Below are 20,234 nucleotides of genomic sequence, written 5' to 3' on the forward strand. Positions count from 1 at the left end.
GCGTTGAAATGGCTCAGAGGTTCACCACATTGACGAAGCGCGAGGCGGCGGTTTCATCAATTTTCAGGCTGGTGAAGTCGAATAGGTTGCGGTCGGCCAACTGCGACGGCTGCACATTCTGCAAGCTACGGAAGATGCTTTCGGTACGGCCTGGGGTCTTGCGCTCCCAATCCACCAGCATTTCCTTGACCACCTGGCGCTGCAGGTTTTCCTGGGAGCCACACAGGTTGCACGGAATGATCGGGAATTGCTTGAAGTCGGAGTAGGCCTGGATGTCCTTCTCGTTGCAATACGCCAGCGGGCGGATTACCACGTTGCGCCCGTCATCGGCGCGCAGCTTGGGCGGCATGGCCTTGAGCGAGCCATTGAAGAACATATTGAGGAAGAACGTCTCGACGATGTCGTCGCGGTGGTGACCCAGGGCCATCTTGGTCGCGCCGATCTCGTCGGCGAAGGTGTACAGCGTGCCACGGCGCAGGCGCGAGCACAGCGAGCAGGTGGTCTTGCCTTCCGGAATCAGCTCCTTGACCACCGAGTAGGTATCTTTCTCGACGATGTGGTACTCGACGCCCAGTTCCTTGAGGTAGGCCGGCAGCACATGCTCAGGGAAGCCCGGCTGTTTCTGGTCCATGTTGACGGCGACGATCTCGAACTTGATCGGCGCGACCTTTTGCAGGTGCAGCAGCACGTCGAGCATTGTGTAACTGTCTTTGCCGCCGGAGAGGCAGACCATGACCTTGTCGCCGTCCTCGATCATGTTGAAATCGGCGACCGCTTCACCGGCCAGGCGACGCAGGCGTTTTTGCAGTTTGTTCTGGTTGACCGTAAGAGTGCCCATGGCGCTTGGATCCGCTAGAGGTGTGTGACGAAAAGCCGGGTATTTTACGCAAAAAAACCATCAAAAGGGCTAGCGGTAAAAGACCCCACCGCGATTAAGCCCAATGTTTACAGCGCAATTTGCTCTAAAGGCCCTACAGTTATTCCGGTCATCACTTCCTATACTGCGACTAGAGGTCGCAGATCTATCCAGACCTTTGAGGCCATTTGGCCCGTGGGCGCTCCGATGGGGGGCGATGGTAATAACGACAGGAGTGACTGGCATGATCCATCACGTCGTGGGGCTGTTTACCCATCCCGACCAGGAATGGCGGGAAATCCGTGGCGATAAAGAAGAAAGCATCAGCCACATGTACCTCACCCATACCTTGATTCTCGCGGCGATCCCCGCCGTTTCCGCCTTTATCGGCACCACCCAGGTTGGCTGGGTCATCGGCAACCGTGCGCCGGTGATGCTGACCCAGGAAAGCGCCTTGTGGATGACCATCATGTCCTACGCCGCCATGCTCGGTGGCGTGGCGGTGATGGGTGCGTTCATTCATTGGATGGCGCGTACCTACGACGCCAATCCCAGCATGGCTCGCTGCGTGGCCTTTGCCACCTACACGGCTACGCCGCTGTTTATCGGCGGGCTGGCCGCGCTTTATCCGCATATGTGGCTGGGCATGGTCGTGGGCACGGCGGCCATCTGCTACACGGTGTACTTGCTCTATGTAGGGCTGCCGACCTTCATGAACATCGACCCGGATGAAGGCTTCCTGTTTTCCAGCTCGGTACTGGCCGTGGGCCTGGTAGTACTGGTGGCAATCATGGCGTTTACCGTGATCGTCTGGGGGCTGGGCGTGGGCCCGATCTACACCAACTGACCGTTTAAACCCTCAGGCAAAGCCACCGCAAGGTGGCTTTGTGCATCATGCATGACCATTCGGCGCCTGACAGATTCGGAAACACTCAGCTTTGCGGCATACTGGGCGTCTCTGGAGATATGGTCAGCATGCCCGAGCAACTCAATACCCGCGTCGAAGATTGTTTCCTACAAGCCGAATCCTTTTTCAAACGAAGCTTCAAACGCCCCCAGGTCAGCCTCAAGCTGCGGGGCCAGAAAGCCGGTGTCGCGCATTTGCACGAGAACCTGCTGCGTTTCAATCCACAGTTGTACCGTGAAAACAGCCAACACTTCCTGAAACAGACCGTGGCCCATGAAGTGGCGCATCTGATTGCCCACCAATTGTTTGGCGAACGCATCCAACCCCACGGCGAGGAATGGCAATTGATCATGCGCGGGGTTTACGAACTGCCGCCGGACCGTTGCCACACTTATGAAGTTAAGCGTCGCCAGGTGACTCGCTATATCTACCGATGCCCGTGTGCGGACAGTGACTTTCCGTTCTCGTCACAACGCCATGGCATGGTGGCTCAGGGGCGGCGGTATTTGTGCAGGCGGTGCCGGCAGACCTTGGTGTTTACCGGCGAAACTCGCGTCGAATAGCCGTCAGGCAATTACGCGAGCGGCGCGCAGCTCGCTGATTCGCTGCGGGCTCACGCCCAGTTCCGCCAACACTTCATCACTGTGCGCCCCCACCGCAGCACCCATATGCCTCGGTGCCGGTAACCCTTCGGAAAACTTCAGCGGACAGGCCAGTTGCGCCTGAGTCGAGCCATCGCCCCGCGGAACCTGGCTGACCAGTTGCCGCGCCTTGAGCTGTGGATGTTCCACCGCCTCACTCAGGCTCAACACCGGCTCCACGCACGCATCCACCCCGGCGAACAATGCGCAAAGTTCATCAAAGCTGCGCTTCTCAAATTCAACTTGCAGCGCCAACTTGAGCTTGGGTGACAACCCTAGCGCCGCCAGCTCGGGCCGTCCCAGCGCCTCGCAGAGCTGCTGCATAAACCCAGGCTCCAGGCTGCCCACCGACATCCAACGCCCGTCCCGCGAGCGGTAGTAATCGTAAAAGCTACCGCCATTGAGTACATGGCCCTCACGCTCCGGCTCCACCCCACACGCCAGGTAACCCGCGCCGGCCATGGCGTTCAGGCTGAACGAACAGTCGGTCATGCTCACATCCAGGTATTGACCAACCCCGCTCTGCTGCCGGGCGATGACCGCCGCCAGCAACCCCACCACTGCGTGCAACGAACCACCACCCACGTCCGCCACTTGCACACCCAATGGCAGCGGCCCGCTGTCCTGGCGCCCGGTGTAGCTGGCCACGCCGGCCAACGCCAAGTAGTTGATATCGTGCCCGGCGCGGTCCTTATAGGGCCCTGTCTGGCCATAACCGGTGATCGACACATAAATCAGCCGGGGATTGATCGCCTTCAGAGCCTCATAACCCAAACCCAGGCGCTCCATCACTCCAGGGCGGAATTGTTCGAGCAGGATGTCGTAGTCCTTCACCAGCGCTCGCACGATCTCTAGCGCCTCGGCCTGCTTGAGGTCCAGCGCCAGGCTGCGTTTATTGCGATTGAGGTAGGCGTGGCTCGCCGATGTACCCTGATCATGGGGCGGCAGCACCCGCAACAGGTCCAGGCGCGTGGGCGACTCGATACGCAGCACCTCGGCGCCCATGTCCGCCAGCATCAGTGACGCAAACGGGCCGGGCAGCAGGGTGGAAAAATCCAGCACTTTGAGGGACGCCAAGGGACCTGACATGGGCACTCCATTTCCGTTTCGACTGCCCACAGACTAGGCAGCCTTGCCCCTCACGGCAATCGCCGAAACAGTCAGCAAAGATGACCGTTTTGATCACGGCGGGCTTTTTCGTGGCGGCGGCTTTATCATTGGCCCACGTTTGCTTGCCGAGTGTTCCATGAAGTTTGCGATTGCCCTGTTTTCCGCCGCCCACGCGCCCTCCTCGCGCCGCGCCCTGCTGTTCGCCCAGGCGGCGCTGGCCGGCGGGCACGAGATTGTGCGGTTGTTTTTCTATCAGGACGGCGTGTACAGCGCGTCCAACAACATCGTCGCGCCCCAGGATGAGCAAGACATCGCCCACCAATGGCGTGAGTTTGTCAGCCAGCACCAGCTTGATGGCGTGGTGTGCATTGCCGCTGCGTTACGCCGTGGCGTTCTCAACCAGGAGGAAGCCACGCGGTACCAGCGCACAGCGGTGAATCTGGATGCGCCCTGGGCGCTGTCTGGCCTGGGGCAGTTACATGATGCGATCCAGGATGCCGACCGCCTGATCTGTTTTGGAGGGCCGTGAGATGTCTAAATCCTTATTGGTGATCAGCCGTCAGGCACCGTGGTCCGGGCCGAGCGCACGGGAAGCGCTGGATATCGTGCTGGCCGGTGGCGCATTCGATCTGCCCATCGGCTTGCTATTCATGGATGACGGCGTGTTCCAGCTCGCTGCGCACCAGAACGCCAAGGCTGTGCAACAAAAGGACCTGAGTGCCAACCTGCAGGCACTGGAGCTGTTCGGCATTGACGATGTCTTTGTCTGCCGCCACAGCATGGCCGTGCGTGGCTTGACGCCGCCCACTGAGGCGCAACCGTTGAGCAACGACGCTATTTCCCAATTGATTGACCGTTACGACCAGGTGATTACCCTCTGATGTCGACTTTACACGTGGTGTCTCACTCCCCGTTTTCCGACAGTCGCCTCGACAGCTGCCTGCGTATCTGCGGCGCCGAGGACGCGATCCTGCTGTGCGGCGACGGCGCCTATGGGCTGCACGTCCCCGCCCTGCACACCCAGGGCGTGAAGGTGTTCGTGCTGGCCGAAGACATGCAGGCGCGCAACCTGCCGCTCCCGGACTGGGCCGACAGCGTGGACTACCCAGGTTTCGTGCAGCTGTCGATTGACTACGACAAGGTCAACACCTGGCTATGAACACCCTGACCGTAGGCGCACGTACCCTGGAACTGGACAAGGACGGTTATTTGGCCGACCTGGACGACTGGTCTGCAGAGGTCGCCCATGCCCTGGCCGCCGCCGAAGCCCTGGAGCTGACGCCGGCCCATTGGGAAATCCTCGAACTGCTGCGCCAGTTCTATGCCGAATTCCAACTGTCCCCGGCCACACGTCCGCTGATCAAGTACACCGCCTTGAAGCTCGGCCCGGAAAAGGGCAACAGCCTGCACCTCAACAAACTGTTCAACGGCACTCCCGCCAAACTCGCCGCCAAGCTGGCGGGCCTGCCCAGGCCGACGAATTGCTTATGACCGACTTTGCCCCGCTGACCCTTGAAACCCCTGCCGAGCACCCGTTTGCACAGTTCGTGCGCATCCTGGGCAAAGGCAAGCGCGGCGCGCGCAACCTCACCCGCGAGGAAGCCCGCGAAGCCATGGGCATGCTGCTCGATGAAAAAGTCGAAGACACCCAACTCGGCGCCTTCCTGATGCTGCTGCGCCACAAGGAAGAAAGCCCGGAAGAACTCGCAGGCTTCACCGAAGCCGTGCGCGAACGCCTGGATGCCCCGGCGTTGAGCGTGGATGTCGACTGGCCAACCTATGCTGGCAAGAAGCGCCACCTGCCGTGGTACCTGCTGGCGGCCAAGTGCCTGGCGCAGAACGGCGTGCGCATCCTTATGCACGGTGGCGGCGCGCATACGGCCGGACGGCTGTACACCGAGCAATTGCTCCAAGGCTTGCAGATCCCTCTGTGCCGCAACTGGCAGCAGGTCGAGGCCGCTTATGCGCAAGGCAACCTGGCGTTTATCCCGCTGGGCGACTGGGCGCCGCAGTTGCAGCGCATGATCGACCTGCGCAACACCCTGGGCCTGCGCTCGCCGATCCATTCCCTGGCGCGTTTGCTCAATCCCTTGAATGCGCGCCTGGGCCTGCAGAGTATTTTCCACCCGGGTTATCAGGGCGTGCACCGCGATGCCAGCGGCTTGCTCGGCGACAACGTGATCGTGGTGAAGGGCGACGGCGGCGAGGTCGAGATCAACCCCGATTCGGCCAGCCACCTTTACGGCACCACCGGCGGCGAAAGCTGGGACGAAGAGTGGCCCGCCCTCTCCGCCCAGCGCCACGTCAAACCCGCCACACTCGAACCGGAACACCTGAAGGCGTTGTGGCGCGGCGATGTCGAAGACAGTTACCCGCAACTGGCCTTGATCGCGACCATGGCTCTGGCCCTGCGTGGCCTGGGCCATTCACGAGAACAGGCGTTCGTCCTGGCCCAGCAATACTGGGACGCGCGGGACAAATCGATTTAATCGATTATTAGCGCCCGGTCTTTGCGCTTTTAAATCGAACTCAGCCCTTTAGACTGGCCTCCAACGCTTATTAGCCAAGGAGCCAGTCATGGGTTTGCTGATCCAAGGACACTGGAAAGACCAGTGGTACGAAAGTAGCGCAGACGGCGCATTCCAACGGGAGCAGGCGCAACGCCGCAACTGGGTGACCGCCGATGGCGCGCCGGGCCCGAGTGGCGAAGGCGGATTCAAGGCCGAGACCGGTCGCTACCACCTCTATGTCTCTCTCGCCTGCCCGTGGGCCCATCGCACCCTGATTCTGCGCAAGCTCAAAGGACTGGAAAGCCTGATCGACGTGTCCGTGGTCAGTTGGTTGATGCTGGAAAACGGCTGGACCTTCGACAAGGCTCACGGCTCCACCGGCGACAAGCTGGATGATTTCGACTTCATGCACCAGCGCTATACGGCTGACACGGCCGACTACACCGGGCGCGTCACCGTGCCGGTACTGTGGGACAAGAAGCTCAAGCGCATCGTCAGCAATGAATCGGCGGAGATCATCCGCATGTTCAACAGCGCGTTTAATCAATTGACCGGCAATACCCTGGACTTCTACCCCGAGCCGCTGCGCCCGACCATCGACACACTGAATGAGCGTATTTACCCGGCCGTGAACAACGGCGTTTACCGCGCAGGCTTCGCGACGTCGCAGCAGGCGTATGAACGTGCGTTTGAGGATGTGTTTGCGGAGCTGGATCATCTGGAGCAGCACTTAAGTGACCACCGTTACCTGGCCGGCGAATACCTGACCGAGGCGGATGTGCGGCTGTTCACCACGCTGATTCGCTTTGATGCGGTGTATTACAGCCACTTCAAATGCAATTTGCGCAGGATTGCGGATTATCCGAACCTGTCGAATTGGTTGAGGGAGATGTACCAGTGGCCGGGTGTGGCCGAGACGGTGGATTTTGCGCATATCAAGGGGCATTACTATGCCAGTCACCGCACGATCAACCCGACGGGGATTGTGCCGAAGGGGCCGTTGCAAGCGTTCGATGCCGGGCATGATCGCGCGCGCCTGGCTGGCAACGGTATCTTAAGCTGAGAACACCTTGTGGCGAGGGAGCTTGCTCCCGCTGGGGTGCGAAGCGCCCCCAAAAAGCCGACTCCAGCTGCGCTGTCGAGCGGGAGCAAGCTCCCTCGCCACAGGGGTGGATCAAACCTCGGATTGCGCGCCTTCAAACCACTTGAGCTTCTCGCGCAACACCACCACCTCACCCACGATCACCAGTGTCGGCGCATGCACTTCATGCTCCGCCACCATGCGCGGCAAATCCGCCAGGGTGCCGGTGAACACGCGCTGGTTGGACGTGGTGCCTTGCTGGATCAATGCCGCAGGGGTATCCGATGCACGCCCGTGTTTGATCAGCTGTTCGCAGATGATCGGCAAACCAATCAACCCCATGTAGAACACCAGGGTCTGCGAAGGCCCCACCAGGTCATGCCAGGGCAGGTCCGAGGTCCCGTCCTTCAAGTGCCCAGTGATAAAGCGTACAGACTGTGCGTAGTCGCGGTGAGTCAGCGGTATCCCGGCATACGCCGCGCAACCGCTGGCCGCCGTGATCCCCGGCACCACCTGGAACGGGATGCCGTGGGCCGCCAGTTCCTCGATCTCTTCACCACCCCGTCCAAAGATGAACGGATCGCCACCCTTGAGGCGCAGCACGCGCTTGCCTTGCTTGGCCAGGTCCACCAGTTGCTGGTTGATCTGGTCTTGCGGCACGGCGTGATCGGCGCGGCGCTTGCCGACGTACACACGTTCGGCGTCACGGCGGCACAGTTCGAGAATCGCGGGAGCTACGAGGCGGTCATACAGCACCACATCGGCTTGCTGCATCAGGCGCAGGGCGCGGAAGGTCAGCAGGTCGGGATCACCCGGACCTGCACCCACCAAGTAGACTTCGCCCGGTGCATTCGGCGGTGCGCCGTTGACCTTTTCGATCAACAGGCGCTCAGCTTCATCGCCCTGTCCAGCCAATTGGCGGTCGGCAATCGGGCCTTGGAAGACCTCTTCCCAGAATGCGCGGCGCTGCTGCACATCCGGGTACAAACCTTTGACCTGAGCACGAAACCGCGCCGCCAACCCGGCCAACTGGCCGTAAGTAGACGGAATCCAGGTTTCCAGCTTGGCGCGGATCAGGCGCGCCAGCACCGGCGCATCGCCGCCGCTGGACACCGCGATCACCAAAGGTGAACGGTCGACAATCGCGGGGAAGATCACGCTGCACAAGGCCGGTGCATCCACCACGTTGACCGGCACGCAACGACGCTTGGCATCGCTGGACACTTGCGCGTTCAACGGCTCATCGTCCGTGGCCGCGATGATCAGGGTGCAGCCGTCGAGGTCCGCCTCCTGATAACCACGCAAAATCAGTTCCCCGCCACTGCCCAGTACCAGTTCACGCAACTGGTCCTCGATCTGGGGAGCAACCACCCGCAGCAACGCACCGGCATCGGCCAGCAGCCGGGATTTGCGCAAGGCAATCTCCCCGCCACCGACGACCAACACACGACTGCCGCGCAGGTTATGAAACAGCGGCAGAAATTCCATTTAGCGGATGACCTCGACGCCCGCCATGTAAGGCTTGAGCACTTCCGGTACGCGGATCGAACCGTCCGCCTGCTGGTAGTTTTCCAGCACCGCCACCAGGGTACGACCTACGGCCAAACCGGAACCGTTGAGGGTGTGCACCAGCTCGGGCTTGCCGGTTTCCGGGTTACGGAAACGCGCTTGCATGCGACGGGCCTGGAAATCACCGCAGTTGGAGCACGACGAAATCTCGCGGTATTTGTCCTGGCTCGGCACCCACACTTCGAGGTCGTAGGTCTTCACGGCGCTGAAACCCATGTCGCCAGTGCACAGCGCCAGCACCCGGTACGGCAGCTCCAGCAGTTGCAGGACGCGTTCGGCGTTGGCGGTCAGGCCTTCCAGGGCTTCCATGGAAGTCGACGGCTCGACCACCTGTACCATCTCGACCTTGTCGAACTGGTGCTGGCGGATCATGCCGCGGGTATCACGGCCCGACGCACCGGCTTCGCTGCGGAAGCACGGGCTGTGGGCCACGAACTTCAACGGCAGCTCTTTAGCGTCGAGGATCTCACCAGACACGATGTTGGTCAGCGACACTTCGGCGGTCGGGATCAGGTACAGGTCGGCTTCGCCGTCGCGGCTGATCTTGAACAGGTCTTCTTCGAACTTCGGCAGCTGGCTGGTGCCCATCAGCGCCGGCGCCTGCACCAGGTATGGGGTGTAGGCTTCTTCGTAACCGTGTTCGCCGGTGTGCAGGTTGATCATGAACTGCGCCAGGGCACGGTGCATGCGCGCGATCGGGCCGCGCAGCAAGGCAAAACGCGCGCCGGACATCTTGGCGGCAGTTTCGAAATCCAGGCCGCCAGTCAATTCGCCCAGGGCAACGTGGTCCTTGATCTCGAAATCAAAGACGGTTGGGGTGCCCCAGCGGCGCACTTCAACGTTGCCGTCTTCGTCTGCGCCGATCGGCACGGATTCGTGCGGAATGTTGGGGATGCCCAGCAGGATCGAATCCAGCTCGGTCTGGATCTTGTCCAGCTCGACCTTGCCGTCGGACAGCTCGGTGCCCATGCGCTCGACATCCGCCATCAACGGGGCGATGTCTTCGCCGCGCTGCTTGGCCTGACCGATGGATTTGGAACGCGCATTACGCTCAGCCTGCAGTGCTTCGGTGCGGGTCTGGACGGTCTTGCGCTGTTCTTCCAGCGCTTCGATGCGCGCAACATCCAAGGCAAAGCCACGGGATGCCAGGCGGTCCGCTACGTCCTGAAGGTTGCTACGTAACAGTTTGGAATCGAGCATGTCGGTCTCTCGTTTATCAAAGTTTGGTCAAGGACAGGCCAGCCCAGGTGGCGAGCAGCCCGCCGAACACGCTGATGCCCAAGTACCCGAAGGCTATCAGGGCCTGCCCGCTTTCCAGCAGGCGCAGCGTATCCAGTGAAAAGGATGAAAAGGTCGTCAGACCGCCTACAAAGCCGACAATCAAGCCGGCGCGAATTTCAATCGGTACTTCCGGGCGCAACAGGAACCAGCCGTACAACAGCCCGATGATCAGGCAACCGACCAGGTTGACCGCCAGGGTCGCTGCATAAAAATGCTTCGGCCAGTTGGCGCTGACCCATGTGCCAGCGGCGAAACGCAATAATGTACCAGCGATGCCGGCTGCGGACACGGCAAGAATCGTCTTGAACACTACTTTCTCCGCTGTCTGGGGCTGAGTCGATCGAGTTGTGCGAGATGATTGAGCTTTTCGCCGATCTTCAGCTCCAGGCCACGGGGCACGGGCTGATAGAGCGGGAGTGGCTCAAGGTCATCGGGGAAGTAGTCTTCACCGGCCGCATAGGCGTCCGGTTCATCGTGGGCGTAGCGGTATTCATCACCGTAGCCCAACTGTTTCATCAGCTTGGTCGGCGCGTTGCGCAGGTGCATCGGCACTTCGAGGGAGCCGTATTCGGCGGCGGCGCGCAGGGCGGACTTGAAGCCCATGTACACCGCGTTGCTTTTCGGCGCACAGGCCAGGTAGGTGATGGCCTGGGCCACCGCCAACTCGCCTTCCGGGCTGCCGAGGCGCTCCTGCACATCCCAGGCGGCGAGGCACAGGCTCAAGGCGCGCGGGTCGGCGTTGCCGATGTCTTCGCTGGCCATGCGCACCACACGGCGGGCGAGGTACAGCGGGTCGCAGCCGCCGTCGATCATGCGCGCGAACCAGTACAGCGCGCCGTCCGGGTTGGAGCCGCGCACGGATTTATGCAGCGCCGAAATCTGGTCGTAGAAGGCTTCGCCGCCCTTGTCGAAGCGCCGGCGCGTGTCGCCGAGCAGGCTTTGCAGGAGGTCGACGCCAATCTCGCTGCCGTCTTCGGCCAGGTCGGACGCGTTCTCCACCAGGTTGAGAAAGCGGCGCCCATCACCATCGGCGGCGGTGAGCAGAATCTTGAAGCCCTCTTCGCTCACACTCAGTTGCCGTTTGCCCAGCCCTTTGTCTTCACTCAGGGCACGGTGCAGCAGCTTCTGCATCGCTGCTTCGTCCAGGCTTTTGAGCACATAGACCCGCGCCCGCGACAGCAAGGCGTTGTTCAATTCAAACGAAGGGTTTTCCGTGGTGGCGCCGATAAAAATCAGCGTGCCGTCTTCCACATAAGGCAGGAACGCATCCTGCTGCGACTTGTTGAAGCGGTGCACTTCATCGACAAACAGGATGGTGCGCTTGCCATACTGCCCGGCCTGCTGCTTGGCGACTTCCACCGCCTGGCGGATCTCCTTGACCCCCGCCAATACCGCCGAGACCGTTTCGAAGTGCGCATCCGAGACCTTCGCCAGCAGCCGCGCCAGGGTAGTCTTGCCCACCCCCGGCGGCCCCCAGAAAATCATCGAGTGCAGCGCACCCTGCTCCAGGGCTTCGCGCAACGGCTTGCCGCGAGCGAGCAGGTGTTCCTGACCGACGTACTCATCCAGGTTGGTCGAACGCAAGCGCGCGGCCAGTGGCTGGGCAATCGGGTCACTTCGAAACAGGTCCATGGGCAGCGATTTATTCCTGAATCACATCGGCACCCTTGGGGATGTCGAACTTGAACTTGGAGGCAGGCACCGGCTGGTTGGCCTTGACCCCGGAAAACAGGATGTCGGTGCGTTGGCCAACACTGTCGACCAGGCGCATGTTGTTGATCACGCCATTGCCAAACGACAGGGACAGCGTGTCAAACAGCGTGTCCTTGGATTTCGGCTTGAGGGTGAACTCGATCACGTTGCTGGTTTGCTTGGAGGTGATGTCGAAGCTGTCGTTGATCTTCGACACATCACCCGACAGCAGCAGCGCCGGGGTCTGGTTCAGGCGCGGGTCGAGCTTTTTGATGGTCGCCTGCTCCAGGTCCGGGTCCCACAGGGTGACCTTCTGGCCGTCAGACACGATGGTCTGCTCGGCCTTGCCTTCGGTGTGCCAGTAGAACAGGCCAGGACGCTGCACGGCCATTTCGCCTGCGGTTTCCTGCAACTGGGTGCCGCCGGCATCCAGGGTCAGCTGGGAGAAGCGCGCGGTCAGGGTTTGGGATTTGTCCAAAAGGTTCTTCAGGCTGGCGACGGAGGCCGGGTCAGCGTGGGCCGAAACAGCGGTCAGGGCCAGAGCTGGCAACAACAGCATGCGGATAAGGCGCATGGGAGTCCTCATTGAGTGTTCAGGGCGTGCCGCGTGTTGCCACGCGGCACGGGATCAGTCGCGCATCTGCCCAGGGGCGATGACTTCACGCGAGCCGTTGGTGTTCATTGCGGTGACGACGCCGGCCATTTCCATGGCTTCGATCATGCGGGCGGCGCGGTTGTAGCCGATTTTCAATTTACGTTGCACCGCGGAAATCGACGCGCGGCGGCTTTCCAGCACGAAGGCCACGGCCTCGTCGTACAGCGCGTCGGTTTCAGCATCGTCGTCACCACCGCCGCCGCCGTTTTCAAAGCCGCTGCCGGCTTCTTCGACGCCGTTAAGGATGTCGTCGTTGTACTCGGGTGCGCCACGCAGTTTCCAGGCTTCCACCACGCGATGCACTTCATCGTCGGAAACGAAGGCACCGTGGACCCGGATCGGCAGGCTGGTGCCCGGTGGCATGTAGAGCATGTCACCGTGGCCGAGCAGTTGTTCGGCGCCGCCCTGATCGATGATGGTCCGCGAGTCGATCTTGCTCGATACCTGGAACGCCATTCGCGTAGGAATGTTGGCCTTGATCAAACCCGTGATCACGTCCACCGATGGACGCTGGGTGGCGAGGATCAAGTGGATACCGGCGGCACGGGCTTTCTGGGCAATACGTGCGATCAGTTCTTCGACCTTCTTGCCGACGATCATCATCATGTCGGCAAATTCGTCGACCACCACCACGATGGTCGGCAGCTTGGTCAGCTTCGGTGCTTCGTCATGGATGCTTTCGCGCTTGTACAGCGGGTCATCAATGGTCTCGCCACGCTCTTGGGCTTCCTTGATCTTGGCGTTGAAGCCCGACAGGTTACGCACGCCCATCTTCGCCATCAGTTTGTAGCGGCGCTCCATCTCGGCCACGCTCCAGCGCAGGGCGTTGGCGGCGTCCTTCATGTCGGTGACCACCGGGCACAGCAAATGCGGAATGCCTTCGTAGATCGACAGTTCCAACATCTTCGGGTCGATCATGATCAGCTTGGCGTCTTCCGGGCCCGACTTGAACAGGATCGACAGGATCATCGCGTTCACCCCCACCGACTTACCGGAACCGGTGGTACCGGCCACCAGCAGGTGAGGCATCTTCGCCAGGTCGGTGATCACCGGCTTGCCGCCGATGTCGTGGCCTAGGGCCAGGGTGACCGGCGATTTGAAGTTGTCGTATTCCGGGGTCGACAGCACCTCGGAGAAGCGCACGATCTGCCGGTCTTCGTTGGGAATCTCGATACCCACGGTGGTCTTGCCGGGGATGACTTCCACAACACGTACGCTGGTCACGGCCAGGGAACGCGCCAAGTCTTTCGCCAGGTTGGAAATACGGCTGACCTTGACGCCGGCGGCCGGCTGGATTTCGTAACGAGTAATCACCGGGCCGGGATGGATCGAGTCCACCGACACTTCGACGCCGAATTCCTTGAGCTTGATTTCCAGCAGGTGGCCGACGGCCGCCAGGGATTCCGGGGAATAGTTGAGTTGTTTCTTTTCGGCCGGGTCGAGGATCGAGATCGGCGGCAACGTGCCTTCAACCGCACTGTCGACGAACAGCGGTGCCTGTTTCTCTTTCTGCACGCGATGGCTCGGCTCTGGGGCCTTGGGCGGTGCCGGGGCAATCACCGGCGGCACCTGCTTCTCGCGGTCCGACATGTGCTTGCTCAGGGCCTGCTCGCGCTCAATGAGGCGTTCCTTGACCTTGGCCTGCTCGCGCCGATCCGGCGTGCTCGGCGCCACCACCTCGTTGACGCGGGTGTCCACCTCACGCAGTTGGGCAACCATGCGCTTGCGGTCGACACGAGCCGCCCACCAGCGGTTGGCGGCGCCCTGGAACAGTTCCAGCAGGTCGAGGGTGATCTTGCCGGTCACGTCCATCACCTTGAACCACGACAGGTCGGTGAACACGGTGAGGCCGAACAGGAACAGCGCGATGAACATCAGCGTGCTGCCTTGGATATTCAGGGTCCTGCGTGCCAAGTCACCGAGGCTTTCGCCCAACGCCCCGCCCGCGCCCGCCGGCAAGCCGGTCGGTGCATGAAAATGGATATGCGCCAGCGCCGCGCCGGACAGCACCAGAAACACCAGGCCAATCAGACGCCAGGAGAATAGCCAACCGCTCCACTGCCACGGTTCATGACGCTGGCGGAAGATCTGCCAGGTCTTGATCGCCAGCAGCAACGGGAAGATATAAGCGAAGTAACCTAGCACCATGAACAGGATATCGGCGCTGTAGGAACCGGCAGGCCCGCCGAAGTTCTGCACGTCTTCGATCTTGCTGTTGTGGCTCCAGCCCGGATCGTCCTTGCCATACGTGAGCAAGGCCATCATCAGGAACAGGCACAGGGCGCCGATGGCGATCAGCGCGCCTTCCTTGAGGCGATAATGCAGGTGCTGGCGCCAGGCCGGCACGACTGCTGCTTTAGGTGTTGCGGCGGATTTCTTCAAAACGGGTCTTTTCCTGCGCCTTTAGCGCGTCCATCTGTTGAATGACTGCAAATACTGCCCAATCCGAGCAGCTGAAAAATGAACGAGCGTCGTTGAATCTACTTTTAACATTGGGCGCTTGCTGGATGAAATGACGAAAGCGCCACAATGCCCGCATTGTACGGGTTTGTGCCGGCGATGCCACGCCCTCGCCTTTTACTCGGCAGCATAGCCAATTTTGTGTCACAACATGTTCAATTTGAGCATGCATTGTCTTTGCTGACAAAGGCTTATGCGCTGTTTTTATCAATCCAGGCAAGCTTGGCAAATGGCCTGCATGGCACAGACCCGATTACGACCACGTCCCCGGCACAGAGTTGCAGAAACACCTGCTCACGCTAATCCACCCCAATAGCCGATTCGGGCTGGCCCGATGGCGCCGTGTCGACAATAATCAGCACTGCGCAGACAGGTGTCATACCTGCCACTCCCCTCCCCTTCCGTAAGCCTGGATGCCATGCTGACCTGGTTACAACGCGACTCACTGACATTCCCTCCCCTGGCCAAGGCCATGCGCGAACCCAATGGCCTGCTGGCTGCCGGTGGCGATCTTTCGGCCGAACGCCTGGTACAAGCCTATCGCCATGGCTGCTTTCCGTGGTTTTCGGACGGCCAGCCGATTCTCTGGTGGTCGCCCGACCCGCGCACCGTCATATTCCCCGACGAACTGCATGTCTCCCGCAGCCTGGGCAAGCTGTTGCGCAAACAGCGCTACACCGTGACCTTCGATCAGGATTTTGCCGCCGTCATCCAGGCCTGCGCAGCACCGCGCGCCTATGCCGACGGCACCTGGATCACCGAAAGCATCCAGAGCGCTTACCTGGAGTTGCACCAGCGCGGCTACGCGCATTCGGTCGAGGTGTGGGACGACGGCAAACTGGTGGGCGGCTTGTATGGCTTGGCGATGGGCCAGCTGTTTTTTGGTGAGTCCATGTTCAGCCGCGCCGACAACGCCTCGAAGTTCGGCTTTGCCACGCTGACCCGCCAGCTACAGGAATGGGGTTTTGTATTGATCGACTGCCAGATGCCCAACGATCACCTCCACAGCCTGGGCGCCCGCGCCATATCCCGCAGCGACTTCGCAGGTTTCCTGCGCGAGCATCTGGATCAGCCCAGCGCTGGACCGTGGGTTTCCTAGGCGACTTCCGCGCTCCTGGCTTACACTTATTTCAAAGCTTATCCGAGGGTTGATCATGACCGAGTTGGCGCGTTTGAAGTTTTATGCCACTCAACCCCACTCTTGCAGCTATCTGCCCGACGAGCAGGCCACCACACTGTTCCTCGACCCCAGCCAGCCTATGGACGTGCATGTGTATGCCGACCTGTCGGAGATGGGCTTTCGGCGCAGTGGCGATCATCTGTACCGGCCTCATTGCCAGAACTGTAATGCCTGCGTGCCGGCACGCATTCCGGTGGCGCAGTTTCTGCCGGACCGTAACCAGAAACGCATCCTCAAGCGCAATGCCGACCTGACGGTGATGCCGGCCAAGCCACGTTTCACCGAGGAATACTTCGATCTGTACCAACGCTACATCGAAGAGCGCCACGCCGACGGCGATATGTTTCCGCCCAGTCGCGACCAATTCTCCACGTTCCTGGTACGCGACCTGCCCTTTTCACGCTTCTATGAATTTCGCGCCGACGGCCGGTTGGTGGCAGTGGCCGTGACCGATTTGCTGCCTAACGGCCTGTCGGCGGTCTACACCTTCTACGAGCCTGCCGAGGAGCGCCGCAGCCTGGGACGCTTTGCAATCCTGTGGCAAATCGGCGAAGCACTGCGCCTGGAACTGGAGGCGGTGTACCTCGGCTACTGGATCAAGAACTGCAAAAAGATGAACTACAAGACCCAATATCGGCCCATAGAACTGCTGATTAATCAAAGATGGGTCGTGCTTAACTAGAACCCCTTGGCTTAAACACCCTTTTTCGGGCACAATGCACGCCGCTTTTGCCTGGCGCAGTTGCACCGGGCCATTCACTGGATACCGAGGGCTTTACTGCATGTCGAAAGAAGACAGCTTCGAAATGGAAGGCACTGTCGTCGACACCCTGCCCAACACCATGTTTCGTGTGGAGTTGGAAAATGGGCACGTCGTAACCGCGCATATCTCCGGCAAGATGCGCAAGAACTACATTCGTATTCTTACCGGTGACAAAGTGCGCGTCGAGCTGACGCCCTATGACTTGAGCAAAGGGCGCATCACTTACCGCGCTCGCTAAGCAAGTCAATACAAGACGCCCGGTTATGCCGGGCGTTTTTGTGTGTGCGCTATCTGACAATCACCACAGTCCCCACAGACAGCAAAAAGGCGCCTTTCGGCGCCTTTGCTTTATTGCAGCTATCGATCAGGCCATTTCAGCCGTGGTTTCGAACTCGAAGGTCAGCTCGCCATCCTTCAGGTCGATATGCACCACGCCGCCATGGTCGGAAAGTTCGCCGAACAGGATCTCTTCGGCCAATGGCCGCTTGATCTTGTCCTGGATCAGACGCGCCATTGGGCGTGCACCCATTGCCGCATCGTAGCCACCCTCGGCGATCCAACTGCGCGCCGCTTCCGTGACATCCAACTGCACGCGCTTGTCTTCCAACTGCGCCTGAAGCTCGGTGAGGAACTTGTCCACCACGCTTTTGATGACCTCATGACTGAGGCGACCAAACTGGATAATGGTGTCCAGGCGGTTGCGGAATTCCGGCGTGAAGCTCTTCTTGATCACTTCCATCGCATCGGAAGAGTGATCCTGATGGCTGAAGCCGATCGAAGCCCGCGCGGCCGTTTCGGCACCGGCGTTGGTGGTCATGATCACGATCACATTGCGGAAGTCCGCCTTGCGCCCGTTGTTGTCGGTCAGGGTGCCGTGGTCCATCACCTGCAACAGCAGGTTGAAGACTTCCGGGTGAGCCTTCTCGATTTCATCGAGCAGCAGCACGCAATGCGGTTGCTTGGTGATCGCCTCGGTCAACAGGCCGCCCTGGTCGAAACCGACATAGCCCGGAGGCGCACCGATCAGGCGCGACACGGTGTGGCGCTCCATGTACTCGGACATGTCGAAACGTACCAGCTCAATGCCCATGGCCTTGGCCAACTGCCGCGCCGCTTCGGTCTTGCCGACGCCGGTCGGACCAGCGAACAGGAACGAACCAACCGGTTTGTCCGGCGACTTGAGGCCCGCACGCGACAACTTGATCGCGGTGGACAGCGCATCGATGGCCGCATCCTGACCGAACACGGTCAGCTTGAGGTCACGCTCCAGGTTACGCAGCAGTTCCTTATCGGAACTGTTGACGTGTTTAGGCGGAATGCGTGCGATCTTCGCCACGATGTCCTCGACCTGAGGCACGTCGATGCGCTTCACACGCTTCTCGACCGGCTGCAGGCGCTGGTAGGCACCCGCCTCGTCGATCACGTCGATGGCCTTGTCCGGCATGTGCCGGTCGTTGATGTAGCGCGACGCCAGCTCAGCCGCCGAACGCAGGGCTTCATCGGTGTACTCGATGCCATGGTGCGCTTCGAAACGCCCCTTGAGCCCACGCAGGATGCCGATGGTGTCTTCAACCGAAGGCTCGGACACGTCGACCTTCTGGAAGCGACGCGCCAGGGCACGGTCTTTTTCGAAGATCCCGCGAAACTCCTGGAACGTGGTCGAACCAATGCAACGGATATCACCCGACGACAGCAGCGGCTTGAGCAGGTTCGAGGCGTCCATCACCCCACCGGACGCCGCACCAGCGCCAATGATGGTGTGGATTTCGTCGATGAACAGGATCGCCTGCGGGCGTTTTTTCAGCTCACCGAGCAGCGCCTTGAAGCGCTTCTCGAAATCGCCACGGTACTTGGTCCCGGCGAGCAACGCGCCCAGGTCCAAGGAATAGACGACGCTGTTGGCCAGCAGGTCCGGCACCTGATTGTCCACGATGCGCTTGGCCAGGCCTTCGGCAATCGCGGTTTTACCCACGCCCGCCTCACCCACCAGCAACGGGTTGTTCTTGCGACGACGTGCAAGGATCTGCGCCACGCGCTCAACTTCAAGCTCACGCCCCACCAGCGGATCGATCCGCCCCTGGCGCGCCAGTTCGTTGAGGTTGCTGGCATAGGCATCCAGTGGATTGCCCGAAGAAGAAGACTCACCGCCCTCGTCGTCCTGCATATCCTGCTCACCCTCGGAATGATCGCCGTGCCCAGGCACCTTGGAGATACCGTGGGCGATGTAGTTGACGACATCGATACGGGCAACGCTCTGCTGTTTGAGCAGGAACACTGCCTGGCTTTCCTGTTCGCTGAAAATCGCCACAAGCACATTGGCGCCTGTGACTTCACGCTTACCGGAGCTCTGAACATGGAACACGGCACGCTGGAGCACCCGCTGGAAGCCCAGGGTTGGCTGGGTTTCACGGTCTTCATCGTGGACTGGAATAAGTGGCGTCGTGGAGTCGATAAACTCCTGCAGGTCATGCTTGAGTTTGTCGAGGTTGGCGCCGCACGCACGCAAAACGGTGGCGGCAGCTTCATTGTCCAAAAGTGCCAACAGCAGGTGTTCGACGGTCATGAATTCATGACGCTTCGAACGAGCCTCCTTGAAGGCAAGATTGAGGGTGACTTCGAGCTCGCGGTTTAACATAGCTTCACCTCATACCCAAGTGGTCGGCGTTAACCGTCCTTCTCGATTTCACAGAGTAGCGGATGCTGGCTTTCCCTGGCGTACTGGTTGACCTGCATGGCCTTTGTCTCGGCGATGTCGCGGGTAAACACTCCACATACTGCCCGTCCTTCTGTGTGAACGGCCAGCATTACCTTGGTCGCCAACTCGCGGTTCAGGTTAAAAAACACCTCGAGTACTTCGACCACGAAATCCATCGGTGTGTAGTCATCATTGAACAAAACCACCTTGTACATCGGCGGCGCCTGTAAAGCAGGCTTGGCCTCCTGAACAGCAATGCCTGCAGAACCGTCGTCATCATGTTCCTGATCCGGTCGATCCTGATTGAATGTTAGTCGAATCTGGCTGTTTGCATGCATGGAAAGAAAGGTTCGTCAGTGGTTCAAATACAGTGGTGGGGGCGACCTGTCAGAATTTCAACTCTGACCGACTGGTCGCCTTGACTATCGGCGAAACGGTGTTACAACCAATAGAACCCACAGTGGGTAAAAAAGGTCCGCGCAGTCAACCTTATTTATTCGGGTTAGGACGGATAAACTGGATGATACTCCAGTGATGGAGTCTGGTGCAGAGGGATATGGGCATGGCAAGCGGTAAGGTCAAGTGGTTCAACAATGCCAAAGGGTACGGCTTCATTATTGAAGACGGCAAGGATGAAGACCTTTTTGCGCATTACTCAGCGATCAAAATGGACGGTTATAAAACGCTGAAAGCGGGGCAGCCGGTCTCCTTTGACATTATTCAGGGGCCCAAAGGCAAGCACGCAGTCGAAATCAGTGCGCCAGTCACCATCGGCACAACCAAAGTCGCTCATAATTCAAAAGAGCAATTAGCCTATTCGGCTACCGAATAGAC

The 20,234-nt window shown here is 60.2% G+C and carries 23 protein-coding genes; 12 read left to right on the forward strand and 11 right to left on the reverse strand.

The features are described 5' to 3' along the window. Nucleotides 1-13: 13 nt before the first annotated feature. Complete coding sequence (gene ttcA, locus HX812_RS02575) at nucleotides 14-838, reverse strand: tRNA 2-thiocytidine(32) synthetase TtcA (protein WP_016977557.1); 825 nt, start codon at nucleotides 836-838, stop codon at nucleotides 14-16. A 262-nt stretch (nucleotides 839-1,100) separates the two neighbouring features. Here ttcA and HX812_RS02580 point away from each other — a divergent pair, with 262 nt between their 5' ends. Continuing rightward, complete coding sequence (locus HX812_RS02580; RefSeq protein WP_038847350.1) at nucleotides 1,101-1,703, forward strand: Yip1 family protein; 603 nt, start codon at nucleotides 1,101-1,103, stop codon at nucleotides 1,701-1,703. 128 nt (nucleotides 1,704-1,831) lie between these two features. After that, nucleotides 1,832-2,326 (forward strand): SprT family zinc-dependent metalloprotease, encoded by a 495-nt coding sequence (locus HX812_RS02585; RefSeq protein WP_010209629.1) that lies wholly within the window; start codon nucleotides 1,832-1,834, stop codon nucleotides 2,324-2,326. 3 nt (nucleotides 2,327-2,329) lie between these two features. Here the strand turns inward: HX812_RS02585 and HX812_RS02590 are convergent, their stop codons facing one another. Beyond that, nucleotides 2,330-3,493, reverse strand: coding sequence for a CaiB/BaiF CoA-transferase family protein (locus HX812_RS02590; RefSeq protein ID WP_038847353.1), 1,164 nt, complete (start codon nucleotides 3,491-3,493; stop codon nucleotides 2,330-2,332). A gap of 157 nt (nucleotides 3,494-3,650) precedes the next feature. Between HX812_RS02590 and tusD the strand changes: the two genes are divergently transcribed. From tusD to HX812_RS02620, 6 genes are all read left to right on the forward strand, one after another. Continuing rightward, nucleotides 3,651-4,043: a sulfurtransferase complex subunit TusD gene (tusD, locus tag HX812_RS02595; protein WP_038847362.1), complete on the forward strand. Its 393-nt coding sequence runs from the start codon at nucleotides 3,651-3,653 to the stop codon at nucleotides 4,041-4,043. A gap of 1 nt (nucleotide 4,044) precedes the next feature. After that, nucleotides 4,045-4,395, forward strand: coding sequence for a sulfurtransferase complex subunit TusC (gene tusC, locus HX812_RS02600; RefSeq protein WP_033896810.1), 351 nt, complete (start codon nucleotides 4,045-4,047; stop codon nucleotides 4,393-4,395). After that, nucleotides 4,395-4,673: a sulfurtransferase complex subunit TusB gene (gene tusB / locus HX812_RS02605; RefSeq protein WP_033896811.1), complete on the forward strand. Its 279-nt coding sequence runs from the start codon at nucleotides 4,395-4,397 to the stop codon at nucleotides 4,671-4,673. Before tusC ends, tusB begins: the two co-directional genes overlap by 1 nt. Next, nucleotides 4,670-5,005 carry a TusE/DsrC/DsvC family sulfur relay protein gene (locus HX812_RS02610; protein WP_038847356.1) on the forward strand — a complete coding sequence of 112 codons (336 nt, stop codon included), beginning with the start codon at nucleotides 4,670-4,672 and terminating at the stop codon, nucleotides 5,003-5,005. The genes tusB and HX812_RS02610 overlap by 4 nt, the downstream gene beginning before the upstream one ends. Beyond that, nucleotides 5,002-6,003, forward strand: a complete 1,002-nt coding sequence (locus HX812_RS02615) for a glycosyl transferase family protein (protein ID WP_038847358.1) — start codon at nucleotides 5,002-5,004, stop codon at nucleotides 6,001-6,003. The genes HX812_RS02610 and HX812_RS02615 overlap by 4 nt, the downstream gene beginning before the upstream one ends. An 88-nt stretch (nucleotides 6,004-6,091) precedes the next feature. Further along, entirely contained in the window at nucleotides 6,092-7,087 is a 996-nt protein-coding gene (locus tag HX812_RS02620; RefSeq protein ID WP_038847360.1) for a glutathione S-transferase family protein, read from the forward strand. A 111-nt stretch (nucleotides 7,088-7,198) separates the two neighbouring features. Here HX812_RS02620 and cysG read toward each other — a convergent pair whose 3' ends face one another. The 7 genes from cysG to HX812_RS02655 are packed head-to-tail and all read right to left on the reverse strand — an operon-like array spanning nucleotide 7,199 to nucleotide 14,934. After that, entirely contained in the window at nucleotides 7,199-8,593 is a 1,395-nt protein-coding gene (gene cysG, locus HX812_RS02625; RefSeq protein ID WP_038847882.1) for a siroheme synthase CysG, read from the reverse strand. After that, nucleotides 8,594-9,874, reverse strand: a complete 1,281-nt coding sequence (serS, locus tag HX812_RS02630; RefSeq protein WP_038847883.1) for a serine--tRNA ligase — start codon at nucleotides 9,872-9,874, stop codon at nucleotides 8,594-8,596. Between the two features lie 16 nt (nucleotides 9,875-9,890). After that, entirely contained in the window at nucleotides 9,891-10,265 is a 375-nt protein-coding gene (gene crcB, locus HX812_RS02635; protein ID WP_012724934.1) for a fluoride efflux transporter CrcB, read from the reverse strand. Then, complete coding sequence (locus HX812_RS02640) at nucleotides 10,265-11,587, reverse strand: replication-associated recombination protein A (protein ID WP_016975526.1); 1,323 nt, start codon at nucleotides 11,585-11,587, stop codon at nucleotides 10,265-10,267. The genes crcB and HX812_RS02640 overlap by 1 nt, the downstream gene beginning before the upstream one ends. Before the next feature lie 10 nt (nucleotides 11,588-11,597). After that, on the reverse strand, nucleotides 11,598-12,221 hold the full coding sequence (gene lolA, locus HX812_RS02645) for an outer membrane lipoprotein chaperone LolA (RefSeq protein WP_016975527.1): 624 nt from the start codon (nucleotides 12,219-12,221) through the stop codon (nucleotides 11,598-11,600). A gap of 54 nt (nucleotides 12,222-12,275) precedes the next feature. Next, entirely contained in the window at nucleotides 12,276-14,684 is a 2,409-nt protein-coding gene (locus tag HX812_RS02650; RefSeq protein ID WP_028616791.1) for a DNA translocase FtsK, read from the reverse strand. Further along, a complete protein-coding gene (locus tag HX812_RS02655; protein ID WP_161630246.1) occupies nucleotides 14,659-14,934 on the reverse strand; it encodes a hypothetical protein in 276 nt (91 codons plus the stop codon). Before HX812_RS02655 ends, HX812_RS02650 begins: the two co-directional genes overlap by 26 nt. A 246-nt stretch (nucleotides 14,935-15,180) precedes the next feature. On the opposite strand from HX812_RS02655, the gene aat reads away from it, so the two are divergent. From aat to infA, 3 genes are all read left to right on the forward strand, one after another. Beyond that, complete coding sequence (gene aat, locus HX812_RS02660) at nucleotides 15,181-15,861, forward strand: leucyl/phenylalanyl-tRNA--protein transferase (protein ID WP_038847884.1); 681 nt, start codon at nucleotides 15,181-15,183, stop codon at nucleotides 15,859-15,861. Nucleotides 15,862-15,916: 55 nt separating this feature from the next. Beyond that, nucleotides 15,917-16,624 carry an arginyltransferase gene (locus tag HX812_RS02665; protein WP_016975530.1) on the forward strand — a complete coding sequence of 236 codons (708 nt, stop codon included), beginning with the start codon at nucleotides 15,917-15,919 and terminating at the stop codon, nucleotides 16,622-16,624. Between the two features lie 100 nt (nucleotides 16,625-16,724). Continuing rightward, on the forward strand, nucleotides 16,725-16,943 hold the full coding sequence (gene infA, locus HX812_RS02670; protein WP_002553999.1) for a translation initiation factor IF-1: 219 nt from the start codon (nucleotides 16,725-16,727) through the stop codon (nucleotides 16,941-16,943). Between the two features lie 126 nt (nucleotides 16,944-17,069). Here infA and clpA read toward each other — a convergent pair whose 3' ends face one another. Both clpA and clpS read right to left on the reverse strand, forming a co-directional pair. Next, nucleotides 17,070-19,340 (reverse strand): ATP-dependent Clp protease ATP-binding subunit ClpA, encoded by a 2,271-nt coding sequence (clpA, locus tag HX812_RS02675; RefSeq protein WP_033896823.1) that lies wholly within the window; start codon nucleotides 19,338-19,340, stop codon nucleotides 17,070-17,072. Between the two features lie 29 nt (nucleotides 19,341-19,369). Then, the gene (gene clpS / locus HX812_RS02680; protein WP_005789091.1) at nucleotides 19,370-19,738 is read right to left on the reverse strand and encodes an ATP-dependent Clp protease adapter ClpS; all 369 of its coding nucleotides are present in this window, start codon (nucleotides 19,736-19,738) and stop codon (nucleotides 19,370-19,372) included. A gap of 224 nt (nucleotides 19,739-19,962) precedes the next feature. Here clpS and cspD point away from each other — a divergent pair, with 224 nt between their 5' ends. Next, the gene (cspD, locus tag HX812_RS02685; protein ID WP_235165472.1) at nucleotides 19,963-20,232 is read left to right on the forward strand and encodes a cold shock domain-containing protein CspD; all 270 of its coding nucleotides are present in this window, start codon (nucleotides 19,963-19,965) and stop codon (nucleotides 20,230-20,232) included. Nucleotides 20,233-20,234: the final 2 nt, after the last annotated feature.

This window comes from Pseudomonas sp. IPO3749, assembly GCF_013386605.1.
Lineage (GTDB): Bacteria > Pseudomonadota > Gammaproteobacteria > Pseudomonadales > Pseudomonadaceae > Aquipseudomonas > Aquipseudomonas azotoformans_A.

Excerpts from the sequence above, each read along its gene's own strand:
- clpA (WP_033896823.1), bottom strand. The coding sequence starts at position 19,340 with ATGTTAAACCGCGAGCTCGAAGTCACCCTCAATCTTGCCTTCAAGGAG.
- HX812_RS02665 (WP_016975530.1), top strand. The coding sequence starts at position 15,917 with ATGACCGAGTTGGCGCGTTTGAAGTTTTATGCCACTCAACCCCACTCT.
- cspD (WP_235165472.1), top strand. The coding sequence starts at position 19,963 with ATGGCAAGCGGTAAGGTCAAGTGGTTCAACAATGCCAAAGGGTACGGC.
- clpS (WP_005789091.1), bottom strand. The coding sequence starts at position 19,738 with ATGCATGCAAACAGCCAGATTCGACTAACATTCAATCAGGATCGACCG.
- aat (WP_038847884.1), top strand. The coding sequence starts at position 15,181 with ATGCTGACCTGGTTACAACGCGACTCACTGACATTCCCTCCCCTGGCC.
- infA (WP_002553999.1), top strand. The coding sequence starts at position 16,725 with ATGTCGAAAGAAGACAGCTTCGAAATGGAAGGCACTGTCGTCGACACC.
- HX812_RS02615 (WP_038847358.1), top strand. The coding sequence starts at position 5,002 with ATGACCGACTTTGCCCCGCTGACCCTTGAAACCCCTGCCGAGCACCCG.
- tusD (WP_038847362.1), top strand. The coding sequence starts at position 3,651 with ATGAAGTTTGCGATTGCCCTGTTTTCCGCCGCCCACGCGCCCTCCTCG.
- HX812_RS02640 (WP_016975526.1), bottom strand. The coding sequence starts at position 11,587 with ATGGACCTGTTTCGAAGTGACCCGATTGCCCAGCCACTGGCCGCGCGC.
- HX812_RS02590 (WP_038847353.1), bottom strand. The coding sequence starts at position 3,493 with ATGTCAGGTCCCTTGGCGTCCCTCAAAGTGCTGGATTTTTCCACCCTG.
- tusC (WP_033896810.1), top strand. The coding sequence starts at position 4,045 with ATGTCTAAATCCTTATTGGTGATCAGCCGTCAGGCACCGTGGTCCGGG.
- HX812_RS02620 (WP_038847360.1), top strand. The coding sequence starts at position 6,092 with ATGGGTTTGCTGATCCAAGGACACTGGAAAGACCAGTGGTACGAAAGT.
- lolA (WP_016975527.1), bottom strand. The coding sequence starts at position 12,221 with ATGCGCCTTATCCGCATGCTGTTGTTGCCAGCTCTGGCCCTGACCGCT.
- HX812_RS02610 (WP_038847356.1), top strand. The coding sequence starts at position 4,670 with ATGAACACCCTGACCGTAGGCGCACGTACCCTGGAACTGGACAAGGAC.
- serS (WP_038847883.1), bottom strand. The coding sequence starts at position 9,874 with ATGCTCGATTCCAAACTGTTACGTAGCAACCTTCAGGACGTAGCGGAC.
- HX812_RS02585 (WP_010209629.1), top strand. The coding sequence starts at position 1,832 with ATGCCCGAGCAACTCAATACCCGCGTCGAAGATTGTTTCCTACAAGCC.
- HX812_RS02580 (WP_038847350.1), top strand. The coding sequence starts at position 1,101 with ATGATCCATCACGTCGTGGGGCTGTTTACCCATCCCGACCAGGAATGG.
- ttcA (WP_016977557.1), bottom strand. The coding sequence starts at position 838 with ATGGGCACTCTTACGGTCAACCAGAACAAACTGCAAAAACGCCTGCGT.
- HX812_RS02655 (WP_161630246.1), bottom strand. The coding sequence starts at position 14,934 with ATGCATGCTCAAATTGAACATGTTGTGACACAAAATTGGCTATGCTGC.
- tusB (WP_033896811.1), top strand. The coding sequence starts at position 4,395 with ATGTCGACTTTACACGTGGTGTCTCACTCCCCGTTTTCCGACAGTCGC.
- cysG (WP_038847882.1), bottom strand. The coding sequence starts at position 8,593 with ATGGAATTTCTGCCGCTGTTTCATAACCTGCGCGGCAGTCGTGTGTTG.